Source organism: Nocardioides pini, assembly GCF_026712185.1.
In the GTDB taxonomy this organism is placed as follows: Bacteria; Actinomycetota; Actinomycetes; order Propionibacteriales; family Nocardioidaceae; genus Nocardioides; species Nocardioides pini.
Genome location: NZ_JAPPUX010000001.1, coordinates 856882 through 879993 on the forward strand (window position 1 = coordinate 856882; position 23112 = coordinate 879993).

General features: G+C 71.9%; 25 protein-coding genes and 1 pseudogene. 16 read left to right on the top strand and 10 right to left on the bottom strand.

What is annotated here, in order from left to right:
- Positions 1-612, bottom strand: coding sequence for a hypothetical protein (locus NYO98_RS04080; RefSeq protein ID WP_268110249.1), 612 nt, complete (start codon positions 610-612; stop codon positions 1-3).
- Positions 613-743: 131 nt separating this feature from the next.
- On the opposite strand from NYO98_RS04080, the gene NYO98_RS04085 reads away from it, so the two are divergent.
- A complete protein-coding gene (locus tag NYO98_RS04085; protein WP_268110250.1) occupies positions 744-1940 on the top strand; it encodes an acyl-CoA dehydrogenase family protein in 1197 nt (398 codons plus the stop codon).
- A gap of 3 nt (positions 1941-1943) precedes the next feature.
- Here NYO98_RS04085 and NYO98_RS04090 read toward each other — a convergent pair whose 3' ends face one another.
- Positions 1944-3143, bottom strand: a complete 1200-nt coding sequence (locus tag NYO98_RS04090; protein ID WP_268110251.1) for an ROK family transcriptional regulator — start codon at positions 3141-3143, stop codon at positions 1944-1946.
- A 95-nt stretch (positions 3144-3238) separates the two neighbouring features.
- On the opposite strand from NYO98_RS04090, the gene NYO98_RS04095 reads away from it, so the two are divergent.
- The 8 genes from NYO98_RS04095 to NYO98_RS04130 all read left to right on the top strand — a co-directional run bounded on the left by NYO98_RS04095 (position 3239) and on the right by NYO98_RS04130 (position 11822).
- Positions 3239-4768, top strand: coding sequence for a sugar ABC transporter ATP-binding protein (locus NYO98_RS04095; protein ID WP_268110252.1), 1530 nt, complete (start codon positions 3239-3241; stop codon positions 4766-4768).
- Positions 4765-5895: an ABC transporter permease gene (locus tag NYO98_RS04100; protein WP_268110253.1), complete on the top strand. Its 1131-nt coding sequence runs from the start codon at positions 4765-4767 to the stop codon at positions 5893-5895. The genes NYO98_RS04095 and NYO98_RS04100 overlap by 4 nt, the downstream gene beginning before the upstream one ends.
- Entirely contained in the window at positions 5892-7004 is a 1113-nt protein-coding gene (locus NYO98_RS04105; protein ID WP_268110254.1) for an ABC transporter permease, read from the top strand. Before NYO98_RS04100 ends, NYO98_RS04105 begins: the two co-directional genes overlap by 4 nt.
- Positions 7004-8251 carry a substrate-binding domain-containing protein gene (locus NYO98_RS04110; RefSeq protein ID WP_268110255.1) on the top strand — a complete coding sequence of 416 codons (1248 nt, stop codon included), beginning with the start codon at positions 7004-7006 and terminating at the stop codon, positions 8249-8251. Before NYO98_RS04105 ends, NYO98_RS04110 begins: the two co-directional genes overlap by 1 nt.
- 144 nt (positions 8252-8395) lie before the next feature.
- Positions 8396-9238, top strand: a complete 843-nt coding sequence (locus NYO98_RS04115; RefSeq protein ID WP_268110256.1) for a sugar phosphate isomerase/epimerase family protein — start codon at positions 8396-8398, stop codon at positions 9236-9238.
- 30 nt (positions 9239-9268) lie between these two features.
- Positions 9269-10429, top strand: a complete 1161-nt coding sequence (locus NYO98_RS04120) for a Gfo/Idh/MocA family protein (RefSeq protein ID WP_268110257.1) — start codon at positions 9269-9271, stop codon at positions 10427-10429.
- A complete protein-coding gene (locus tag NYO98_RS04125; protein WP_268110258.1) occupies positions 10429-10608 on the top strand; it encodes a hypothetical protein in 180 nt (59 codons plus the stop codon). The genes NYO98_RS04120 and NYO98_RS04125 overlap by 1 nt, the downstream gene beginning before the upstream one ends.
- 182 nt (positions 10609-10790) lie before the next feature.
- On the top strand, positions 10791-11822 hold the full coding sequence (locus NYO98_RS04130) for a MaoC family dehydratase (RefSeq protein WP_268110259.1): 1032 nt from the start codon (positions 10791-10793) through the stop codon (positions 11820-11822).
- Here the strand turns inward: NYO98_RS04130 and NYO98_RS04135 are convergent.
- Positions 11798-12985, bottom strand: a complete 1188-nt coding sequence (locus NYO98_RS04135; RefSeq protein WP_268110260.1) for a hypothetical protein — start codon at positions 12983-12985, stop codon at positions 11798-11800. The two genes, NYO98_RS04130 and NYO98_RS04135, sit on opposite strands and share 25 nt — an antisense overlap.
- 36 nt (positions 12986-13021) lie before the next feature.
- On the opposite strand from NYO98_RS04135, the gene NYO98_RS04140 reads away from it, so the two are divergent.
- Positions 13022-13834 carry a class I SAM-dependent methyltransferase gene (locus NYO98_RS04140; RefSeq protein WP_268110261.1) on the top strand — a complete coding sequence of 271 codons (813 nt, stop codon included), beginning with the start codon at positions 13022-13024 and terminating at the stop codon, positions 13832-13834.
- Positions 13835-13903: 69 nt separating this feature from the next.
- On the top strand, positions 13904-14089 hold the full coding sequence (locus NYO98_RS04145) for a DUF5302 family protein (RefSeq protein ID WP_268110262.1): 186 nt from the start codon (positions 13904-13906) through the stop codon (positions 14087-14089).
- A gap of 6 nt (positions 14090-14095) precedes the next feature.
- On the opposite strand, the gene NYO98_RS04150 is transcribed toward NYO98_RS04145, so the two are convergent.
- Positions 14096-15274 (bottom strand): MFS transporter, encoded by a 1179-nt coding sequence (locus tag NYO98_RS04150; RefSeq protein ID WP_268110263.1) that lies wholly within the window; start codon positions 15272-15274, stop codon positions 14096-14098.
- A 49-nt stretch (positions 15275-15323) separates the two neighbouring features.
- Between NYO98_RS04150 and NYO98_RS04155 the strand changes: the two genes are divergently transcribed.
- From NYO98_RS04155 to NYO98_RS04165, 3 genes are read left to right on the top strand one after another with little or no spacing between them, the layout of a single operon-like run.
- Positions 15324-15905 carry a histidine phosphatase family protein gene (locus NYO98_RS04155; protein WP_268110264.1) on the top strand — a complete coding sequence of 194 codons (582 nt, stop codon included), beginning with the start codon at positions 15324-15326 and terminating at the stop codon, positions 15903-15905.
- A gap of 1 nt (position 15906) precedes the next feature.
- On the top strand, positions 15907-16752 hold the full coding sequence (locus NYO98_RS04160; protein ID WP_268110265.1) for a PHP domain-containing protein: 846 nt from the start codon (positions 15907-15909) through the stop codon (positions 16750-16752).
- Positions 16745-17002, top strand: coding sequence for a hypothetical protein (locus tag NYO98_RS04165; protein WP_268110266.1), 258 nt, complete (start codon positions 16745-16747; stop codon positions 17000-17002). Before NYO98_RS04160 ends, NYO98_RS04165 begins: the two co-directional genes overlap by 8 nt.
- Positions 17003-17127: 125 nt before the next feature.
- On the opposite strand, the gene NYO98_RS04170 is transcribed toward NYO98_RS04165, so the two are convergent.
- Together NYO98_RS04170 and NYO98_RS04175 are read right to left on the bottom strand one after the other, a co-directional pair.
- Entirely contained in the window at positions 17128-17607 is a 480-nt protein-coding gene (locus tag NYO98_RS04170; RefSeq protein ID WP_268110684.1) for a GNAT family N-acetyltransferase, read from the bottom strand.
- Between the two features lie 2 nt (positions 17608-17609).
- Complete coding sequence (locus tag NYO98_RS04175) at positions 17610-18362, bottom strand: SDR family NAD(P)-dependent oxidoreductase (RefSeq protein ID WP_268110267.1); 753 nt, start codon at positions 18360-18362, stop codon at positions 17610-17612.
- A gap of 61 nt (positions 18363-18423) precedes the next feature.
- On the opposite strand from NYO98_RS04175, the gene NYO98_RS04180 reads away from it, so the two are divergent.
- Entirely contained in the window at positions 18424-19275 is an 852-nt protein-coding gene (locus tag NYO98_RS04180) for a ParA family protein (protein WP_268110268.1), read from the top strand.
- A gap of 22 nt (positions 19276-19297) precedes the next feature.
- Here the strand turns inward: NYO98_RS04180 and NYO98_RS04185 are convergent.
- Positions 19298-20587, bottom strand: a pseudogene (locus NYO98_RS04185) (DEAD/DEAH box helicase); the annotation flags it as partial.
- A gap of 249 nt (positions 20588-20836) precedes the next feature.
- Between NYO98_RS04185 and NYO98_RS04190 the strand changes: the two are divergent.
- Positions 20837-21511 (top strand): ferritin-like fold-containing protein, encoded by a 675-nt coding sequence (locus NYO98_RS04190; protein WP_268110270.1) that lies wholly within the window; start codon positions 20837-20839, stop codon positions 21509-21511.
- Positions 21512-21598: 87 nt separating this feature from the next.
- On the opposite strand, the gene NYO98_RS04195 is transcribed toward NYO98_RS04190, so the two are convergent.
- From NYO98_RS04195 to NYO98_RS04205, 3 genes are all read right to left on the bottom strand, one after another.
- Positions 21599-21883 (bottom strand): GlsB/YeaQ/YmgE family stress response membrane protein, encoded by a 285-nt coding sequence (locus NYO98_RS04195; RefSeq protein ID WP_268110271.1) that lies wholly within the window; start codon positions 21881-21883, stop codon positions 21599-21601.
- A 144-nt stretch (positions 21884-22027) separates the two neighbouring features.
- Positions 22028-22246, bottom strand: a complete 219-nt coding sequence (locus NYO98_RS04200; RefSeq protein ID WP_268110272.1) for a DUF3107 domain-containing protein — start codon at positions 22244-22246, stop codon at positions 22028-22030.
- 73 nt (positions 22247-22319) lie between these two features.
- Positions 22320-22907, bottom strand: a complete 588-nt coding sequence (locus tag NYO98_RS04205; RefSeq protein WP_268110685.1) for a TetR/AcrR family transcriptional regulator — start codon at positions 22905-22907, stop codon at positions 22320-22322.
- Between the last annotated feature and the right edge of the window lie 205 nt (positions 22908-23112).

Consider the following 23112-nt stretch of genomic DNA (forward strand, 5'->3'; position numbering starts at 1 on the left):
TCAGCCCTCCTGGTCGCCGGCCTCGTCGGCGGGCAGGAGCGACTCGGCGAGACCGCGGACGGTCTCGAGGTCGGGGCCCTGCAGCACCACGGTGCTGCCCTTGAGGTCGTGCGCGAGGACGATCGCGCCCTCGTGGTCCCACGCCGACCACGAGCCCGTGCCCCACGCCGAGAGGTCGACGTCGTCGGTGGGCGTGAGTCCGGGCTGGTCGGCAAGCACGTCGTCGCTCGTGCCGGGCATCTGGTCGAGGACCACGTCACCGGTCGGCGCGGTGAACTCCATCCGCCACCACTGCGGGTCGGGCTGGTAGCCGCCGCCCACCGTCGTCCACCCCTCCGGGAGGGTCGAGGGGACCATGGTGATCAGCTTGTCGCTCGTCGCGCGCAGCGCCGCCTTCTTGTACGTCGGGGCGACCTCGGGCTCGGTGCCGAAGTCGACGGGCTCCACCGGCGCGGCGCTCGGCGTCTCGCTGGGGGTGTCCGAGGGGGTGTCGGAGGCCGAGGTCTCCGACGACGGGTCGACGCCGGTGTCGGGGCTGTCCTCCCCGCACGCTGCGAGGAGCAGGACGAGGGAGGCTCCGAGGGCTGGTCCGATCGCACGGGTGGCTCGCATGCACTGAAGTCTCTCACGCGGACCTCACGGTCCTGCGGTGTGACGACCGTCTCGGCCCGTGACCCTGCCCAGGGTGAATGATCGATAACTAGACTCCGACCGATCCAGCCGCGAGCGCCCAGGAGCCCCACATGCCCCGCCTCTGCCAGACCGACGGCCTCTCCGAGGACCAGAGCGAGATCCTGAAGGCGGTGCGGCAGTTCGTGGACGAGCAGATCATCCCGGTCGCGCAGGAGCTCGAGCACGCCGACGAGTACCCCACCGAGATCATCGAGGGGCTCAAGGAGCTCGGGGTCTTCGGGCTGACGATCCCGGAGGAGTTCGGCGGGCTGGGCGAGAGCCTGTTGACGTACGCGCTGGTGGTCGAGGAGATCGCGCGCGGGTGGATGAGCGTGTCGGGGGTCATCAACACCCACTTCATCGTGGCCTACATGCTCCTGCAGCACGGCACGCCCGAGCAGAAGGAGAAGTACCTCCCGCGGATGGCCACCGGTGAGGTGCGCGGCGCGTTCAGCATGTCCGAGCCCGGCCTGGGCTCCGACGTCTCCGCCGTGTCCACCAAGGCCACCAGGGCCGACGACGGCTCGTACTCGATCACGGGGCAGAAGATGTGGCTGACCAACGGCGCCACCTCCACGCTCGTCGCGGTGCTGACGAAGACCGACGAGGGCAGCGAGTCGGTCTACAAGAACATGACGACGTTCCTGGTGGAGAAGGAGGCCGGCTTCGGGGAGACCGCCCAGGGCGTCACCGTGCCGGGCAAGATCGACAAGATGGGCTACAAGGGCGTCGAGACGACCGAGCTCATCCTCGAGGGCCACCGGATCGCCGCCGACCAGGTGCTCGGCGGGGAGCCCGGCAAGGGCTTCTTCCAGATGATGGACGGCGTCGAGGTCGGCCGGGTCAACGTCGCCGCCCGCGCGTGCGGGCTGGCGTGGCGCGGGTTCGAGCTCGCGATCGCCTACGCCCAGCAGCGCAAGACCTTCGGCAAGCCGATCGCCGAGCACCAGGCGGTGCTGTTCCGGCTCGCGGAGATGGCCACCAAGGTCGAGGTCGCCCACACGATGATGGTCAAGGCCGCCCGGCTCAAGGACACCGGCCAGCGCATGGACGTCGAGGCCGGGATGGCCAAGATGGTCGCCTCCGAGTACGCCAACGAGGTCGTGGAGGACTCCTTCCGCATCCACGGCGGCTACGGCTACTCCAAGGAGTACGAGATCGAGCGCCTCATGCGCGAGGTCAAGTTCATGCTCATCGGCGAGGGCACCTCCGACATCCAGAAGATGATCATCGGCCGCAGCCTGCTCAAGGACTACAAGCTGCGCTGACGCTCAGCGCCGGCGAGCCGCCTCGGCCTCCGCCGCGGCGTCGGCGGCGGCCAGCGCCTCGCTGGCGGCCTCGACGACGTCGGGGGAGAGGACGTGCTCGATCGCGAGCGCCGAGGCTCCCAGCACGGCGGCCTCGCCGCCGGCGCGCGACGTCACGATGCGCAGGTGCTCGGTCGCCAGGGGGAGCGAGCGGTGGTAGACCGACTCGCGGATCCCGGCCAGCAGGTGCTCGCCGGCCCCGGCGACCTGGCCGCCGATGACGACCACCGACGGGTTGATCAGGTTGACCATGGTGGCGACGACCTCGCCGATGTCGCGCCCGGCCTGCCGCACGACGCCCATCGCGACGCGGCTGCCCGACCGCACGAGCTCGACCACGTCGCCGCCGTTCTCGGCCTGCTCACCCTGGGCGCGCACCGCCGCCGCCAGCGCGGGACCGGCCGCGACGGCCTCGAGGCACCCGGAGTTGCCGCACCGGCACGGCACGTCGTCGGCGCCCGGCACGCGGACGTGTCCGAGGTCGCCGGCGGTGCCCTGCGCGCCACGCTGGAGGACGCCGCCGGACACGATGCCGGCGCCGATGCCGGTCGCCACCTTGATGAGGACCAGGTCGTCGACGTCGCGCAGGTGCCGGCGGCGCTCGCCCAGCGCCATGATGTTGACGTCGTTGTCGACGAGCACCGGCACGGGGTACTTCTCCTGCAGGTAGGCAGGCACGTCGAAGCGGTCCCAGCCGGGCATGATCGGCGGGTTGATGGGACGTCCGGTGGAGTGCTCCACGGGGCCGGGGAGGCCGATCCCGATGGCGGCGAGGTCCTCGACGGGACGCTCGCTGGCCTCGAGGAGGTCGCGCACGGACTCCACCACCCAGGACAGGACCGCCTCCGGGCCGTCGGCGACCGCGATCTGCGCGTCGACCTCCCCGAGGATCGAGCCGTTGAGGTCGGTGAGGGCGGCACTGGCGTGGGTCGCGCCGATGTCCACGCCGACCACGAGCTTCGCGGTCGGGTTGAGGGCGAAGAGGGCCGGGGGGCGACCACCGGTGGACCGGGCGCCACCGAAGGGCGCGACCAGGCCGAGGCGCATGAGGGTGTCGATGCGCGCCGTGATCGTCGAGCGGGCCAGGCCCGTCGCCTCGGCCAGCTGGGCGCGCGTCCAGGGCCTTCCGTCACGGAGGAGATCGAAAAGCTCACCGGTTCGCACGAGCGGAGTCAAGCACATGCACGACTTTGCACGCCAGAGATAACACTTTTGGTCGGTGCTCGACAAAAGCCCGTGACGCGTGCCACAGTGTCGCCGTGCCCCCGATCACCCCCACGAACAACGCGGTCGAGAACGCCCTCGTCGCCACCGGGATGACGAAGAGCTTCTTCGGCAACACCGTGCTGGACGGCCTCGACCTCACCCTGCGCGCCGGCGAGGTCCACGGACTCGTCGGCGAGAACGGCGCCGGCAAGTCGACGCTCATGAAGATGCTCGCCGGCGTCTACACGCCCGACAGCGGCACGATCGTCGTCGGCGGCGACGAGGTGTCGTTCAGCCACCCGGTCCAGGCCCAGCGCGCCGGGGTGTCCACCGTCTTCCAGGAGTTCAACCTCCTCCTCGAGCGCACGATCGCCGAGAACATCTGGCTCGGTCGCGAGCCGCGGCGCTTCGGCCGCTTCGGGCCGGTCGACACCGCGCGCATGCGCCGCGACACCGAGGAGCTGCTCGCCGGCCTCGGCGTGGCCGGCCTCAAGGCCGGGACCCTGGTCCGCAGTCTCTCGGTCGCCGAGCAGCAGATCGTCGAGATCGCGAAGGCCGTCAGCTTCGACGCCAAGGTCATCCAGATGGACGAGCCGACCGCCGCGCTGGCCGACCACGAGGTCGAGCTCCTCTACTCCATCATCCGGCGCCTCACCGACCGCGGCGTCGCGATCGTCTACGTCTCGCACCGGCTGAAGGAGATCTTCGACCTCTGCTCGACGATCACGATCCTCAAGGACGGCCAGCACGTGGCCACCCGGCCGGCGGCCGAGCTGTCCGAGGGCGAGCTCGTGCGCCTGATGGTCGGGCGCCCCCTCACGACGTACTTCCCGGACAAGCCCGTCGACGTCGCCGTCGGCGACGTGCGGCTCGCGCTGTCCGGTGTCGGCAACGGCTACGTCGACGACATCACCCTCGACGTCCGCGCCGCCGAGATCGTCGGCATCGCCGGGCTGCAGGGCTCTGGGCGCACCGAGCTCCTCGAGACGGTCTTCGGCGTGCACCCCGTGTCGCGCGGCTCGATCTCCCTCGACGGCTCGCCGCTCGAGGTCAGCAGCCCGCGCCAGGGCGTGCGCGCCCGCCTCGCCTTCATCACCGAGGACCGCAAGGCCAAGGGCCTCGCCCTCAACCAGTCGATCCTCGACAACGCCCTCGGCGTGGTGCGCTCGGTCTTCCCGCGGCGCACCGGGGCCGCCCGGCGTGACATGCCGGAGGTGCTGTCCAACCTCGACGTCGCCGCCCACAGCCTGGGCCAGGAGGTCCAGTTCCTGTCCGGCGGCAACCAGCAGAAGGTGGTGCTCGCCCGCTGGCTGAGCATCGACCCGCTGGTGGTGCTGATGGACGAGCCCACCCGCGGCATCGACGTCGGTGCCAAGCACCGCGTCTACGAGCTGATGCGCGAGCTGACCCGCCAGGGCGTCGCCGTGCTGATGGTCTCCAGCGAGCTCCCCGAGGTCATCGGCATGTCCGACCGGATCCTCGTGATGCGCGACGGCACCCTCGCCGGTGAGCTCCCGGCGGGTGCGAGCGAGGAGGCCGTGCTGGCCATGGCCACCGGAGCAGCGAGCGAGGAAGCAGCATGAGCGCCACCACCGACCGCACGCCCGACCCGGCGAGCACCCCCGAGGCGGCCACCGGCACGGAGAGCCGCGAGTCCGTACGACGTCGACGTGCGGCACGACCGCGCGGGGCCAAGCAGCTCGACTCGACCGCGCTGATCTACCTGGTGCTGCTCGGCGTCGTGGTGGTCTCGGCCGTGCTGACCGCCGTCGAGGGCCGCAACTTCTTCAGCCAGGGCAACGTCTGGGCCGTCCTCACCGCGATGAGCGTGCTCGGACTGATCTCGATCGGCCAGACCCTCGTCATCCTCGTCGGCAGCCTGGACCTGTCGGTCCCCTACGTGGTGAGCCTCGCGACCGTGATCGCCGCAGGCGGCATGAAGGGCCTCGACTCCAACCTGTCCGCCGCCGTGTTCAACACGCTGGTCCTGTGCGCGGTGGTCGGGCTCGCGATGGGCGTGCTCGTCAGCGTCTTCGACGTGCACGGCTTCATCGCCAGCCTGGGCGTGGGCCTCATCGTCAGCGGCTACCTCGCGACCAACTACCAGGGCAGCCACGGCGACGCCTCGCCGGCACTGGAGCTCCTCGGCCGCAGCGGCATCGCCGGGGTCATCCCGACCGCCTTCATCATCCTGCTGGTCGCCGCGGTGCTCGTGACGCTGCTGCTGCGCTACACGCGTCTGGGCCACCACCTCTACGCCATCGGCGGCAACCGCGAGGTCGCCCGCATGTCGGGCGTGCGCACGGCCGTCCCGGTGATCGCCGCGCACGTCATGTGCTCGCTCCTCGCCGGGCTCGCCGGGCTCCTGCTGCTCTCCCGCACGGGTGTCGGGCTGCCGACCATCGGCTCGCAGGGACGCTACGACCTGCTCTCCATCGCGGCGGTCGTCCTCGGCGGCACGCTGCTCGCCGGCGGCAAGGGGAGCGTGGTCGGCACGATCGGCGGTGTCGCGATCTTCGCGGTCATCGACAACGTCATGGGCGTGATGCAGGTCAACCCGTTCCTCAAGGACTTCGTGCGCGGCCTCGTGATCGTCCTGGCCGTCGCCGTCTACGCCCGCCGCAGCGTCGTACGCCGTCCGCCCCGCTTCGCGGGCAACCGGCCGTCGCTCCCCATCCCCGGCTCGACCACGAAGGAGGAGACCGCATGAGCACCGCGACCTCCAGTCCCGAGACCCCCACGGCCGGCCGCACGCTGCCGCTCACCGAGGGCTCGCTCGTCCAGCGGCTCGTCCGCGGAGCGATCACCCCCGGCGGGGCGGTGTTCATCCTGCTCGCGATCCTCTTCATCGCCGTCGTGTGGGTCAATCCCTCCTTCGGCGAGCCGCCGCAGCTGATCCGCTTCATCGGCCGCACGGCGCCGATCGCGATCGCCGCGATGGGCCAGTACTACGTCATCGTCTCCGGTGAGTTCGACCTGTCGATGGGCGCTGTCATCGCGACCCAGGTCGTCATCGCCGGCAACTACATCGGCGAGGACGAGGGCCGCGTGCTCCCGGCCATCGCGCTGATGCTGCTCATCGGCGTGGTCGTCGGACTGGTCAACGGCCTGGGCACGACGATCCTGAGGGTGCCGAGCTTCATCGTCACGCTGGGCACCATGCTCGCCCTCGGCGGACTGGTGAAGTACCTGACGGGCGGCGCGGCGACCGGCAACCCGGTCGACACGTTCCGCGAGATCGGCCGCGGCGGCATCGAGGACGTGCCCGTCCTCGACGTGCTGCCCTACTCGGTGATCATCCTCCTCGCCGTGACCGCCGGCAGCGTGTGGCTGATGCGCTCGCCCTTCGGTCGCACGCTCATCGCGACCGGTGACAACCCCGACGCCGCCGGCCTCGCCGGGGCGAAGGTCTGGTGGGTCAAGACGCGGGCGTTCATCCTGTCCGCGCTCTCGGCCACCATCGCCGGCATCCTCCTCGTCGGCTACGCGGGAGTGCACCCCTCGGTCGGCGCCGGCTACGAGTTCCAGGCCATCACGGCCGTCGTGCTCGGCGGTGTGGTGCTGGGCGGCGGACGCGGCTGGGTGCTCTCGGCCGCCGCCGGCGCCTTCGCGCTGGAGCTGCTCTTCTCGTTCCTCAACTTCCAGGAGGTCGAGTCCACCTGGAGGAACTCGGTCCAGGGCGTGATCATCATCCTCGCCGTCGCGGCCTCGGCGCGGGCGTGGTCCCTGGGTCGTCGTCCCCCTTCTCGGTCCACCCCCGTCACACCTGCACCATCACCCACCTCTGCCCGCCCGGGCACTGAAACAGGAGAAAACTGATGCGCCACAAGATCCACCGCGCGCCGATGGCAGTGGCCTCGGCCCTGCTGCTCGGGGTGTTCGCCACCTCGTGCAGCACCGAGGACCCGACGGACTCCACGTCGGGCACCGACGAGAGCTCGGAGACGTCCGAGTCCCCGGCGGCCGAGGAGAGCCCCGAGGGGGAGCAGGAATGGTTCGACCAGGAGCTCTACGACACGCAGTTCGAGCAGCGCTCGGCCACCTTCGAGGGTGACGCCGAGACGCCGTACCTGCAGTACATCGACGGCGAGATGACCGACACGGCCGACTTCAAGGCCAAGGGCGGGCAGAAGGCGTGCTTCGCCAACGCCTCGATCTCCAACCCGTGGCGCCAGACCGGCTGGATCACCATGAACCAGCAGCTCAAGGACCTGCAGGACAAGGGTGTCATCTCCGAGATGGAGACCCGCGACGCCGGTGACGACGACAACACCCAGATCGCCGACATCGACTACTTCATCTCCGAGGGCGACTGCGACGCCTTCATCATCTCGCCGAACTCCACCGCCGCCATGACCGACGCGGTCGAGCGGGCGTGCGAGACCGGCAAGCCCGTCGTGGTCTTCGACCGCGGCGTGCAGACCGACTGCGCCACCACCTTCATCCACCCGATCGGTGGCTTCGCGTGGGGCATCGACACCGCTGAGTTCCTCATCGACAACCTCGAGGAGGGCGACAAGGTCGTCGCGCTGCGCATCCTGCCCGGCGTCGACGTGCTCGAGCAGCGCTGGGCCGCTGCCGAGAAGCTCTTCGAGGAGAACGGCATCGAGGCGGTCGACTACTTCACCGGCGCCGACCCGACCGAGATCAAGAAGATCATCACCGACGAGCTCGGCAAGGGCGAGGTCCAGGGCGTGTGGATGGACGCCGGTGACGGCGCCGTCGCCGCCATCGAGGCCTTCGAGGACTTCGGTGCCGACTACCCGGTGATGACCGGCGAGGACGAGATGAGCTTCCTGCGCAAGTGGGAGGAGACCGGCCTGACCGGCCTCGCGCCCGTGTACTCGAACTTCCAGTGGCGCACCCCGCTCCTCGCGCTCGAGAAGATCTTCGCCGGCGAGGAGGTCCCGAAGGAGTGGGTGCTCCCGCAGACCCCGATCACCGAGGACGAGCGCGCCGACTACCTCGAGGCCAACGACGGCATGCCCGACGGCCACTACGCCAAGTTCGGCGGCGAGGACCTCGTCGGCTACCCCGAGGTCTGGCAGGAGCGCCAGATCCCCTGATCCGGTGCTCGACCGACCCAGGTCGTGATCTGATCCACCCGTCGGTGGGCCGGGCTCGCCCGGCCCACCGACACCCGTCCCCGCACCACTCCCTCGAGTCTGGACAGCCTCGACAGCCCCCGACAGTCCCGGAAGGATCGCCCCATGCGACAGATCGGCGTCAACACGTGGGTCTGGACCTCTCCGCTCACGGACGCGGGCGTGGCCGACCTGCTGCGACAGATCGCCGGCATGGGTTTCGACGCCGTCGAGCTCCCGCTGGAGAACGCCGGGGACCTTTCCGTCCCCGTCGTGTCGCACGTGCTCGCCGAGACGGGGCTCACGCCCTGCGTCGTGGGAGCCATGGCGCCGGGCCGCGACCTCGTCGACGCCTCGTGCGTCGCCGACACCCAGGACTACCTCCGCGCCTGCATCGACTTCGCCGCCGGCATCGGCGCGCAGTCGGTGTGCGGCCCGTTCTACGCCTCCACCGGCCGTGTCTGGCGGATGGACGCCGACCAGCGGCAGACGGCGTACGACGACCTCCGCACGCACCTCGCACCCCTGGTCGACCACGCGGTCGCGCAGGGCGTGCGTCTCGGGATCGAACCGCTCAACCGCTACGAGACCTCCCTGGTCAACACCGTCGACCAGGCCCTCACCGCCCTCGAGCCGTTGCTCGGCGAGGGACTGGGCCTGGCCCTGGACAGCTACCACCTCAACATCGAGGAGCGCTCCAGCGCGGACGCCGTCCGAGCCGCAGGTCAGCACCTGGCACACGTCCAGGTCTGCGGCAGCGACCGCGGCGCGCCCGGCGGTGACCAGACCGACTGGAAGGCGCTGGTGTCCGCCCTCGACGAGGTCGGCTACGACGGCCCCCTCGTCATCGAGAGCTTCACCGCCGACAACGCCTCCATCGCCACGGCCGCCTCCATCTGGCGCCCGCTGGCACCCACCCAGGACGAGCTCGCCCGAGACGGCTTGTCCTTCCTCCGGTCCCTCGCCTGAGTGGCCGTCCCCGCAAGTCAGGAGATGCACGTGACCAGCACACCCAGCGCCTCGGGCGCCGCCGGGTCCCCGGGAGTCGCCGTCATCGGCTACGCCTTCATGGGCAAGGCCCACTCCCACGCGTGGCGCAACGTCGCGGCCCTCCGGCCCGGCGCCCCCGGCGTACGCCAGCAGGTGCTGGTCGGTCGTGACGCGGACGCGGTGGCGGCCGCGGCCGGGCAGTACGGCTGGGCCGAGTCGGCCACCGACTGGCGCGAGGTCCTCGACCGCGACGACATCGACATCGTCGACGTCTGCGTCCCGGGCCACCTGCACGCCGAGGTGGCGATCGCCGCCCTCGAGGCCGGCAAGCACGTCATCGCCGAGAAGCCCCTCGCCAACACCATGGCCGAGGCGGAGAAGATGGTCGCCACCGCGCAGGCCGCCCGCGAGCGCGGCGTGCACTCGATGGTCGGCTTCAACTACCGGCGCGTGCCCGCGCTGGCGCTCGCGCAGCGGCACATCGCCGACGGCCGGCTGGGCGAGGTGCGCCAGGTGCGGGTCTCCTACCTGCAGGACTGGCTGGCCGACGAGGCCGCCCCGATGACGTGGCGGCTGCGGCGGGAGCTGGCCGGATCCGGCGCGCTGGGCGACCTGGCCTCGCACGCCATCGACCAGGTGCGCTTCCTGATCGGCCAGGAGGTCACCGCCGTCAACGCGATGACCCACACCTTCGTGCCGCAGCGCACCGGGGCCGACGGCCCCGAGGACGTCACCGTCGACGACGCCGCCTGGGGCACGCTCCGCACCGACGGCGGTGCCGTGGTCAGCCTCGAGGTCACCCGCATGGCGACCGCCCGCAAGAACGCGCTCGGCATCGAGGTCTACGGCAGCAACGGCGCCCTGCGGTTCGACCTCGAGTCGCTCAACCACCTCGACGTGTGCCTCGACGGCGCCGACACCTTCTGCCGCCAGCTCGTCACCGAGCAGCACGACCCCTACATCGACGGCTGGTGGCCGCCCGGCCACGTCCTCGGCTGGGACGCGACGTTCACCAACCAGGCCGCCGACTTCCTCGCCGCGCTCGCCGCCGGCCTCGAGCCGACCCCCTCCTTCGAGGACGGCCTCGCCGTCCAGCGGGTGCTGGCCGCGATCGAGGCCAGCTCCGCACGCGGTGGCAGCTGCGTCGAGATCGACGGGGGCCCGCTCTGATGGGTCGCCCGGCGGCCGCGGAGTGGGGCTACGACGGCCCGATCTCGGTCGAGTGGGAGGACGCGGGCATGGACCGCCTGCGCGGCGCCCCCGAGGCGCTCGAGCGCCTCCGCGCGCTCGACTTCGAGCCGCCGGCGCAGTCCTTCGACGCGGCCTTCAGCAAGCAGTCCCAGGGCTGACCCTCCAGTCCGGTGTGGTCGTCAGGGCCGCCTCGTCGAGCACCGTGAAGGCAGTTCGCCGGGACGGTCGCCTGGTTCACGCTCAGGCGTCGCAGTCCTGACCCGAACTGCCTTCGCGGTGCCTGCGTGACACATCCCACGTCGAGGCCACGCTGGGCCCGGCGTGCGGCAGCATGTGCGCCATGAAGACCAACGCCGGCAACTTCTTCGAGGACTTCAGTGTCGGGCAGGTGATCGAGCACGCCACCCCGCGCACGGTCACCGAGGGCGATCGCGCCGTCTACGGAGCGATCTACCCGACCCGCTTCGCGATTCCGTCGTCGGCGGAGTTCGCGGCGTCGGTCGGGCTGGCGCCCCACCCCGTCGAGGAGCTGGTGGGCTTCCACGTCGCCTTCGGCAAGACGGTCCCCGACGTCTCGCTGAACGCCGTCGCCAACCTCGGCTACGCCGAGTGCCGCTTCCACGTGCCGGTGGTGCCCGGCGACACGCTCCGCACCCGCTCGGAGGTCATCGGCCTGAAGCAGAACTCCAACGGCCGCACCGGCGTGGTCTGGGTGCGCTCGACCGCGACCAACCAGCGTGGCGAGGTGGCGATCGACTGGGCGCGCTGGGTCATGGTGCACAAGCGCTCGGCGGCCTCGCCGGCGCCGGAGACGGTGGTCCCGTCGCTCGCCGACGTCGTCACGCCCGAGGACCTGGTCGTGCCCACCGGCCTCGACTTCTCGTCGTACGACCTCGTCGCCGCCGGCGAGCCGCACCGGCTCGGCGACTACGAGGTGGGGGAGCGGATCGACCACGTCGACGGGGTGACGCTCACCGACGCCGAGCACATGATGGCCACCCGGCTGTGGCAGAACACCGCCAAGGTGCACTTCAACACCGACGCCCGCCCCGACGGCCGGCGGCTCGTCTACGGCGGCCACGTCATCTCGCTGGCCCGGGCGCTGTCCTTCAACGGCCTGGCCAACGCCCAGCTCGTCGCCGCGATCAACGCCGGCGCCCACGTCGCGCCCGCGTTCGCAGGCGACACCGTGCACGCGTGGTCCGAGGTCCTCGACACGGCGACGCTGGACGCGCCCGGCGTCGGGGCCCTGCGCCTGAGGCTGGTCGCCACCCGGGGCCGCGACGAGTCGATGACGCTGCGCGGCGACGACGGGTCGTACGCCGACGGGGTCCTGCTCGACCTGGACTACTGGGCGCTCGTGCCGCGCTGAGCGAGTCGTCGCACGACACGCCGCAGGCCGGTGCGGGAGCCACCTTCCGCAGCCTCGACGCGTGGCTGGGACACCGCCCGACCGGCGGTGGGCCGCGACGCGCGGGCGAGCAGGACGTCGGCGATGAGGCCGACGGCCTCCTCGAGCGATGCGGGCTCGGCGTCGGACCCCAGGCGGGGCAGGACGGTCCGGGCCGCGGCGAGCAGCTCCTCGTCGGTCGCGTCGTCGGGGGTCCGGCCGTCGCGAGGTGGCGCCGGCAGCAGGTCGTCGAGGTCGCCCACGACGTCGTACGCGCTGGCGCGGAGGTCGGCGACGACCGCAGCCGAACGCTCGTGGACCCAGGCATGGTGGCGGGCGGGCAGCACGAAGGACTCGCGTGTCGCCGAGCCGACCAGCGCCTCGGGGACGAACGTCCCCTTCACGTGGCGGGTCAGCTCCGGCGACCGCTGGGTGCGGGGGAGTCGCTCGTTGATCCGCCGGAGCAGCTCGGCCTCGACGAGGCCGAGGGAGTCGTTGGGCCGCTCGGCCTCGGTGTCGAGGCCCGACACGTCGACCCCGAGGACCGAGGCGGTCCGCAGCCACAGCTCCTCGCGCGGCGCGCCGGGGGGAGGCACGACGACGAGGTGGGCGCGGCCGACGGGGAGCCCGGTCGACCAGCGCTCGAGGATGGCGGGCACGTCCTGGTAGCGCCAGAACTTCTGGTGGTCCTCGTCGCGGCGGACCGTCGCGAGGAAGCGGCGGTAGGCCTGGCGGGCACCCATCTTGACCCGCTGCTGCCACGCGGAGGGAAGCACCCGCGCGAGGTCGCGGGCGGTCACGACCACGTGTACCTCGTCCGCGGCGGCCGCGAGGTCGTCGAGCGCGGCCCGGGTCGTCTCGACGGGGGAGTCGGCGAAGTGCTCGTTGGTGAGCAGCACGTCGCCGGGCCAGTGCCGCGCCTCCTCGACGAGCCGGTGCCAGGCGTCGCGCTCGCGCTCGACCAGCGTCTCGACGACGTCGGTCATCCCCTTGACGACGGCGGCCGCGGCGAAGTGGTCGCGGCGCACGCCGGGCAGCAGCAGCCCGCGTCCGCGCAGCTCGTCGCGGTGCCGCCACCACAGGTCCTGCAGGAAGGAGGTCCCCGACTTCGCCGTGCCGACGTGGAGGAACACCCGGCGAGCCATGCGGGTGACCCTACTGCGTGGCGTCAGACTCGGTCCGTGGCCTGGGATCGCACGTTCTTCTACGACACCTACCCGCGGCTGGAGGCGGCATTCGCGGCACGCCTCGACGAGAGCCTCGCGCCGCGGGACCCGTCGGTGCTGCTGCAGGTGGTGCGCGAGCTCGACCTGCGTCCCGACAGCCGGGTCGTCGACGTCGGGTGCGGAGAGGGCCACCACGCCGTCCGGCTGGCCACCCACTTCGGCTTCCGCGTGCTGGGGATCGACCCCGTGCAGCGCCACCTCGACCTCGCTCGCGCCGCCCGCCGCGACCTCGTCCCCGACATCGCCTCCCGCCTCGCGTTCGAGCGCGGCACCGCCACGGACGTGCCGGTGGCCGACGCGTCGCTCGACCTGGTCTGGTGCCGTGACGTCATGGTCCACGTCGACCGGCCCGACTTCGCCTTCGCGGAGTTCGCCCGCGTGCTCCGCCCGGGCGGCCACGTCGTGTCCTTCCAGGCCGTCGCGACCGACCTGCTCGGCGACGAGGAGGCCGGCCAGCTCTTCGACGTGATGGGCGTGGTGCCGTCATCTGCCGACCCGCGGGTGATCGACGACGCGATCGCCCGCTCGGGGCTGGAGGTGGTCGACACCGTCGACCTGTCCACCGAGTGGGGCGAGTGGTCGCAGGAGCAGGACGGCAGCGGCGGCCGCGCGCTCCTGCACCTCGCGCGGCTGCTGCGCGCGCCCGAGCGCTACCGGGCAGAGTTCGGCGACGCGGCGTACGAGGTGATGCTGGGCGACTGCCGCTGGCAGGTCTACCGGACGATCGGCAAGCTCGGCGCGCGGATAGACGTGCTCCGCAGGCGTTAACCGCTCGACCCGGTTCGGGGGCGTTTGGCAGGGTGGGCACCCCGTACCGTCATCGACGAGGAGGACCTCATGGCTGATCAGGACCCCAACGCAGACATCAAGGCGAAGATGCGGGAGGCCCTCGATCGCAAGAAGGGGCACGACCACCCCGACGACCGGGCCGGCTCCCGCGAGAAGGCCCACGGCTCCGAGGTCAGCGACAAGAACGTCGCGAAGCCGATGCACCGGCGCAAGGCCGGTGGCGGCGGCGTCTGAGGCCGGTCACGACACCGGGCGCGCGCCGGCGGGCACCTCGTCCGCCGGCGCGAACGCCCTGGCGAGCCAGAAGAGGGATCCCACGAGCACGAGGGGCACGGCGAACCCGATCCTCAGCGAGCTGGAGCCGACGGCCCCGGTCATGACGGCGCCGAGCAGCGCGCCGGCGTAGTTGAACTGGTTGAAGCGCGCCACCACGGCGTCCACCCGTGCCCGCCGCGTCGCCGGGTCGGCGTCCCGGCCGGCGAGCGCCGCCGCGGCGGAGAAGCTCAGCGGCGCCACGACCGCCACCCCGCAGCCGAGCAGGGTGAAGCCGAGCACGGCGACCGGCCACGACGGCGCGGCGACGACCACCGTCAGCGCGACCAGGGCGATCGCCGCCCCGACCCGCAGCAGGCGCACCGCCCCCATCCGCTCGGTCAGGCGGTCGCCGGCCAGTCGCACGACGCCGCTCGCCACGAGGTAGGGCAGCGTGGCGAGGGCGACCAGGCCCTCGGGCGTGTCGAAGACGTCGTCGAGGTAGACCGGGCCCCAGGTGGCAGCGGCCGTGTCGACGGTGTAGAAGACGACCAGCGCCAGGCCGACCGTCACGATCGCCCGCCAGGGGACGTCCGTCTCCGTGCTCGTGGCGGGACCGCCGTGGTCACGACGGAGGTACGGCGCCGTCGTGGCCGCGAGCGGCAGCAGGGCGACCAGCGCTACCGCCGGCCAGGGCACGTCGCCGGTGGCCAGGGTGGTCACGGCGGCGACGATGCCGCCGAGGGTCCAGGCGCCGTGGCACGACGGCAGCACGACCCGGCTCCACCGGTGCTCGAGGGCCACGGCCTGCATGTTGCCCGTCGCGTCGACGAGCCCGAGCCCGATGCCGTACGCCGCGAGGCCGAGGACGAAGAGCGGCCGGGTGGGGGCGAGGACGGCCACCGCGACCGAGACGGCGACGACCACGAGCCCCGCACGCAGCACCACGGCGCTGTCGAGGCGCGGGGCCAGCCGCTCCGCGACGAGCGACCCCGCCCCGGCCAGGAGCACCATCATCAGCAGGACGCCCGAGAGCGCCAGCTCGCCGAGGTCCCACCGCTCCTGGAAGCGGGGCAGCCGCGTGGTCAGGCTGATGAAGACCAGCCCCTGCACGGCGAACGCGGCTGCGATGGCCCATCGCGCGCGGCGGAGGTCGGGGGTCGTCATGCCGAGCATGGTGGCAGCCCCGCCCGGCGCCCGTGGCAGACTCGCGGACATGACCTCCGGCGGCGTGCACTCCGACGGCCCCGAGCTCTGGGTGGTCCGGCACGGCGAGACGGAGTGGAGCCGCGACGGCCGGCACACCTCCGTCACCGACCTCCCGCTCACCGAGCCCGGTGAGGAGGCCGCGAGGGCGCTGGCACCCCGGCTGGCCGACGTGGAGTTCGACCTCGTCCTGACGAGCCCGCGGCAACGCGCGCGTCGTACGGCCGAGCTGGCCGGCTTCGCCGACGCCGAGGTCGACGACGACCTCGTCGAGTGGGCCTACGGCGACTACGAGGGCGTGACCACCGCGGAGATCCGCGACGACGTGCCGGGCTGGACGGTCTGGACGCACCCCGTGCCGGGCGGCGAGACCGCCGACCAGGTCTCCGCCCGCCTGGACCGCGTCGTGGCCCGGGCGCGCGAGCACGACCGCACCCTGGTCTTCGCGCACGGCCACTCGCTGCGCGTGCTGACCGCGCGGTGGGTGGAGCAGCCCGCGGACGTGGGCCGGTTCTTCAGGCTCGACACGTCGACGGTGTCGGTGCTCGGCTTCGAGCGCGACAACCCGGCGCTGCTGAAGTGGAACAGCTGACGTGCGGATCGACCTCCACACGCACTCCTCGGCCAGCGACGGCACCGACACTCCCGGGGACCTCGTCCGCGAGGCCGCGGCGGCCGGGCTGGACGTCGTCGCGCTGACCGACCACGACGCCATGTCCGGCTGGACGGAGGCGCGCGAGGTGGCCGACGAGGTCGGCATCACCCTTGTGCCGGGGCTCGAGATCAGCACCCGTTTCGGGCACCGGGGCGTGCACCTGCTGGGCTACCTGCCCGACCCGACGGACCCGGCGCTGGTGCTCGAGCTGGACCGCATCCTCGAGGGGCGCACCGCCCGGACGCCGGCCATCGTCGCGGCCCTGCGCGCACACGGCATCGACCTCACCGAGGACGACGTACGTCGTGAGTCGGACGGCTCGGTCGCGGCGGGACGCCCGCACGTGGCCGACGCGCTCGTGCGGCTCGGCGTCGTGCGGGACCGCACGGAGGCGTTCGCGACGCTGCTGAGCCCGGGGCAGCCGGGCTACGTCAACCGCTACGCGTCCGCCCTGGAGGAGATGATCCCCCTCGTCGCCGCCGCAGGCGGGGTCGCGGTGGTCGCCCACCCGTGGGGACGCGGCAGCCGGTCCGTGCTGTCGGCCGAGGCCCTCGCCGGGCTGAAGGACCTCGGGCTCGCCGGCATCGAGGTCGACCACCAGGACCACTCCGAGGCGGACCGTGCCGAGCTGCGCGCCATCGCCGCCGACCTGGACCTCGTCGTCACGGGCAGCAGCGACCACCACGGGCTCGGCAAGGTCGACCACGATCTCGGGGTCAACACGACCGACCCCGAGCAGTACGAGCGGCTGCTCTCGCTGGCCGACAACCCGCTCGGTGGCTGAGCCCACGGGCGGGCTGCCCGACCGCGTCCTCCTCTACGGCGTGACCGGCAGCGGCAAGTCCCGCCGCAACGGCAACGTCGAGACCTGGCGCGCCATGGCGTCGCGCGACTCGATCATCGTGTGGCACTTCCGGTCGTTCGCCCGCAAGCGTTCCCGGATGCGCGCCTGGGCCGCCTCGCCCGGCGGGCCGCAGGTGCTCCTCTTCCGCCGCCCCCGCGACCTGGAGGCGTGGATCGCGACGCTGGGCTGAGGGTGCGGGTCGAGGAGGTCGCGCAGCGACCGTTCTCGCGGCCGTTCTGGGCAGCGCGGCGACCAGATCGTGGAGGCTCCGTGTCACCTGATGACCCGGATCCTCCACGCTGCTGCACCGACTGGTCAGGCTCGAACCATCCGCCGCTCGAGGCCGACGTCCTCGGGCTTGGTGGCGCCGTCGAAGGCGAAGCCGTGGCGCTCGTAGAAGCCGATCGCGCGGACGTTGCCGTCGAGGACCCAGAGGTAGGCGGGGGAGCCGCCGGTCGCCGCCTCGAGGAGCGCGTGCCCCACCCCGGTGCCGTACGACGACGCGCGCACGTAGAGCGCCATCAGCTCGAGCGGTGGCAGGTCGTCGTCGGGGTCGCGGCCGGTCCCGGTGCTGGAGAAGCCGAGCAACCGGTCGTCGGCAGACCAGGCGAGCAGGTTGTCGCTCGAGCCCGCGGCGATGATGCTGCTCCAGCTGGCGACCCGCTCGGTCCGGCGGGCACGGCGGTCGGTGAACACGGACGCCGGCATGAGGTGGGCGTACGCCTCCTCCCACACGTCGAGGTGCAGGTCGGTCAGTGCCTCCGCGTCGCCGGCCCGCGCCGGGGCGATGCGCACCGTCAACGGCGGCCCATCGACTGGGTCAGCCGGAGGACGCGGTTGGGGATGGCGGTGGTCAGCACCCGGATCGTCTTGTACTGGGCGCCGGGGATCGAGTAGGCGCGGCCCTTCTCGAAGTCCTCGAGCGACTTGCGGACGAGGAAGTCGGCGTCGAGCCACATGAAGCCCTCGCCGCGCTTGACCTCCATCCGCTGGTGGAACTCGGTCTTGGTGAAGCCCGGGCAGAGCGCCATGACCTTTACGCCGTGTGACCTGTACTCCAGGTGCGCCCACTCGCTGAAGCTGTTGACCCACGCCTTCGACGCCGAGTAGGTGCCGCGGGGGAGGAAGGCGGCGACGCTGGAGACGTTGATGATGCCGCCGTGGCCGCGTTCGGCCATCGCGCCGAGGGCGGCGTGGCTCAGCCGCAGCACGGCGGTGACCAGGACCTCCAGCATCGCGGTCTCGTCGTCAGCGCTGTTGTCGAGGAAGCGCTTCTTCAGCCCGAAACCGGCGTTGTTCACCAGGAGGTCCACCGGGCGGTCGCGGTCGGCGAGCCGCGCCTCGACCGTGGCGAGCTGCGCGCGGTCGGTGAGGTCGGCGACCAGCACCTCCACCTGGACCTGGTGGGTGCGCCGCAGCTCCTCGGCGACCTGCTCGAGGCGGGCGGAATCGCGCGCCACCAGGACGAGGTCGTCACCGCGGGAGGCGAGCTGGACGGCGTACTCGTGGCCGATGCCGGCGGTCGCGCCGGTGATCAAGGAGGTGCTCATGGTGGACACCATTTCAGGACGAGCCATGGAGATGCGAGCCGGTCCGGCACAATGGCCCGCAATGAGCACCAAGAGCCGGGGAGCGGCCCCCGTGACGCTGGCCGTCGCCAACCAGAAGGGCGGGGTCGCCAAGACCACGTCCGTCGCCTCGATCGGTGCCGCGCTGGCCGAGCTCGGGCACCGCGTCCTGCTGGTCGACCTCGACCCGCAGGCGTGCCTGACCTTCTCCCTCGGCATCGACCCCGAGGACCTCGAGACGTCGGTCCACCACGTCCTGACCCAGGGCGTCGACCCCATCGAGGTCATCATCGAGACCGAGGACGGCGTCGACGTCCTGCCGGCGACGATCGAGCTCGCCCGGGCGGAGGCCGACCTGCTGACCCGCACCGGGCGCGAGCACGTCATCAAGGGCGCGCTCGAGCAGCTCGCCGAGGACCTCGAGGACTCCGAGGAGGGGGCGTACGACTGGGTGCTGCTCGACTGCCCGCCGTCGCTCGGCGTGCTGACGGTCGCCGCGCTCACCGCCGCCGACGGCGTGCTGGTGCCGCTGCAGTGCGAGACGCTGTCCCACCGTGGCGTGGGCCAGCTGCTCGACACCGTCCACGACGTACGCCGCTTCACCAACCGCGACCTCGAGGTGTGGGGCGTGCTGCCGACGCTCTACGACGGCCGCACCAACCACGCCCGCACGGTGCTGGAGACGATCAGCGAGACCTACGACCTCGAGGTCGTCGAGCCGCCGATCCCCAAGACGATCAAGTTCGCCGAGGCCCCGGCCGCCGGCCGGTCGATCCTGGCGACCAGCCGCAGCAGCAAGGGCGCCGCGGCCTACCGCGAGGTCGCCCGGAACCTCGTCGAGCGGGCCACCCGCCCCCCGAAGGTGACGAAGAAGCCCGCTCGCGCGAGGAGGTGACCCGGGGCCGGACGCCTCAGGCCTGGGGGGCCTCGACCGTCTGGCCGCCGCGGGTGCGACGACGGTTGCGGTTGCGGCGGCGCGGGGCGTCGCCGGACTTCTCGGACGAGGAGTCGGACCGGCCTGAGTCGGACCGGCCGGAGTCGGACCGGCGCTCGCGCGGCGCGCGCTCCTTCTTCTCGACGGGCGCGGGGTCGACGACGCGGCCCTTGGTGCCGGCCGGGATGCCCTGGTCGTGGAACAGGTGCTCGGAGGTCGAGTAGGTCTCCTGCGGGTCGTCGAAGGGCAGGTCGAGCGCCTTGTTGATCATCTTCCAGCGGTGCAGGTCGGCCCAGTCGACGAACGTGATGGCCGTGCCGGTCGCGCCGGCGCGGCCGGTGCGACCGATCCGGTGGACGTAGGTCTTGTCGTCCTCGGGGCACGTGTAGTTGATGACGTGGGAGACGCCGCGGACGTCGATCCCGCGGGCCGCGACGTCGGTGCAGACGAGGACCTGGATCTTGTCCTCGCGGAAGCGGGCCAGCGCCTTCTCGCGCGCGACCTGCGCCATGTCGCCGTGGAGGGGGGAGGCCTTGAAGCCGCGCTCCTGGAGGTCCTCGGCCACGCGCTGCGCCTGGCGCTTGGTGCGGGTGAAGACGATCATCTTGTCGGCGTCCTCGGCCTGCAGGACGCGGCCGATGATCTCGGGCTTGTCGAGGTCGTGGGCCTGGTAGATGAACTGCGCGGTCGCCGGGACGGTCGCGTTCTCGTAGGACGACTCGGCGCGGATGTTCATCGGGTGCCGCATGTGGGTGCGGGCCAGCGCCACGATCGCCGCCGGCATCGTCGCCGAGAACAGCATCGTCTGCCGGGTCTCGGGCGTCTTGGAGATGAGGGTGATGACGTCGGGCAGGAAGCCGAGGTCGAGCATCTCGTCGGCCTCGTCGAGCACGAGCGCGTGCACGTGGGAGAGGTCGAGCGCGCGGCGGTTGGCCAGGTCGATGAGGCGGCCCGGGGTGCCGACGACGATGTCGACACCGGTGTCGAGGGCCTCGAGCTGCGGCTCGTAGCCCACGCCGCCGTAGACGGTGAGGACGCGCAGGCCCATGTCCTTGCTGGCCAGCGCGAGGTCGCCGGAGACCTGGAGCGCGAGCTCGCGGGTCGGGGCGACGATGAGGGCCTGCGGCTTGCCCTGCGGCAGGTCGGCGTACGCCGGGTCCTTGGGCGCGATCGAGCGCTGGAGGACCGGGATGCCGAAGGCCAGCGTCTTGCCGGTGCCGGTGCGGGCCTGGCCGATGAGGTCGGTGCCGAGGAGCGCGACCGACAGGGTCATCTCCTGGATGGCGAAGGGGGTGGTGATGCCCGCGCGCTCGAGGGCGTCGCAGATGTCGGGCAGCACGCCCAGGTCACGGAAGGTGGTCACGAGATTGGTGTCGCTCTCTGCTGAGTCGGATGTCCCACGTATGCGGTCAGCCCACTCGAGAGGCCCTCGGAGGGCGAGTGCCGACCGCGCACATACAGGCGGCCACCGGCAGATGAGTCGGCGGCTCGGTCACCATGATGCTATCGCTAGGCTGCGAACATGACGGAATCGCCCGACGAGGACTACCGCCGCGCCGCAGTCGACCTCCTCGGAGCCATCGCCTACGGCGAGCTGTCCGCCTTCGAGCGACTCGTCGAGGACGCCAAGATGGCGCCCGGCATCGACGACAAGATCGCCATCGGCGCCATGGCCACCGCCGAGTTCGGGCACCTGCAGAAGCTCGTCGAACGGCTCGAGCAGCTCGGCGCCGACCCCGCCGAGGCCATGCAGGCCTTCCGGCCCAGCTTCGACAGCTTCCACGCGCACACCGCGCCGTCGGACTACTACGAGGGCCTCATCAAGGCCTACGTCGGCGACGGGCTCGCGGCCGACTTCTACCGTGAGATCGCCGCCTACCTCGACCCGCAGACCCGCGAGGTGATCATCAGCTCGCTCGAGGACACCGGGCAGACGGCGTTCATCGTCGAGCGGGTGCGCGCGGGCATCGCCGAGGACCACCGGCTCGGCGGCCGGCTGGCGCTGTGGGGGCGGCGGCTGATGGGCGAGGCGCTCACCCAGGCACAGCGCGTCGCCGGTGACCGCGACTCCCTCACGGCGCTGCTGGCCGGGGGAGTGGACCGCCCGGGGCTCGACCTGGCCGCGCTGGGCCGGATGTTCGCCCGGCTGACCGAGCTGCACACCGACCGGATGGCTCGGCTCGGCCTGGAGGCCTGAGCCCCACCGCAGGACCTCAGCGCAGTCGCGACGAGGCCCCGCATCCGACGGATGCGGGGCCTCGTGCGTGGTGCGGGTGGCGTGCGGTCAGAGCCGCGTGCGGGTGCCGGTGTTGCGACCGGTGACCGTCGAGGCGATCACGACCAGGACGGCCGCGGTGATGACCGCGACGATCCAACGGACCCAGTCGATGCCGCGCGAACCGTCGCCACCGAACAGGGAGTAGATCCAGTAGCCCAGCAGCACGCCGCCGATGCCGCACAGGATCGTGAGCCAGATGGGGATGTTGTCCTTGTCGCCCGGAGCGACGAACTTCCCGAGCAGTCCGATGATCGCGCCGACGATGATGAGGACGATGAGATCTACGACCATGATGGGCCACCTTTCTTTGCCACGAGCTCGTGACGGGAGTGCCGGCAGTGCGTGCCGGCTTGCTCATCATGTTCCCCGTTCGGCACCGGTTCAATCACCGCGACGCCCGGAGGGAGGGGTGTGTCCCACCCCCTGCGGTGAGGCTCAGCGGAAGCCGACGGTGCTCGCGGTCGGCGACCCGAGCTCGATGTAGGCGATCTTGTCCGCCGGTACGACGACGGACCGGCCCTTGGTGTCGGCCAGCCGCAGGACACCGTTGCCCGAGAGCGCCTCGGTCAGCCGTGCCTCGATGTCCTCGGGCGTGCTGTCGGTGTCGAGCACCAGCTCGCGCTGCGCGTGCTGCACGCCGATCTTGACCTCCACGATGTTGCTCCTCAGCTCAGGTGTTGGGTGACGTCTCGATGATGCCGGGTGGGTGGTCGGTCCGGGGACCGGGTCAGTGGTCGTCGGTCATCGGGTAGCCCCGGATGCCGCGCCAGGCCAGCCCCGCGATCAGGGCGGCCGCGTCGTCCTGGGCAATCTGGCCGCCACCCGCGAGCCAGAACCGCGCCGACACCTGCGCCATTCCCACCAGCGACACCGCGAGCAGCTCCGAGGCCTCGTCGGGCAGGCCGGTGTCGGTCCGGATCACGTCGGCGATCATGGACGCGCACTCGGTGGTGACGCGGTCGACGCGCTCGCGGACGTCGGGCTCGCTCGTGAGGTCGGACTCGAAGACCAGCCGGAACGCGCCCTCCTCGGACGCGACGTAGCTGTAGAACACCTTCATCGTGGCCGCCACGCGGTCCCTGTTGTCGGTGGTGGAGGCGAGCGCCTCGCGGCAGTTGTCGATGATCAGGTCGCACGACGTGTCGAGCAGCGCGAGGTAGAGGTCGAGCTTGCCGGGGAAGTGCTGGTAGAGCACCGGCTTGGACACCCCGGCCCGGTCGGCGATGTCGTCCATGGCGGCGGCGTGGTAGCCCTGCGCCACGAAGACCTCGAGCGCGGACTCGAGCAGCTGGACGCGACGCTCGCGCCGCGGCATCCGGCCGCCCCGCGGACGGGGGTGGGTGCCGTCGGACGCGGTGTCGGTGCTGCCTGCGGTCACGTCGTACTCCTGCTTGCCGGGGGTGATGCCGAGTGGTGCGGGGCCCTGCCGCCGCAAGGTACTGCCGGGTAGGGCACGCCGAGCCTATCGGCAGCCGGACGTGCGAGGAGGGACCCCGGGTGTCCCGGAGCCCCTCCTCGCG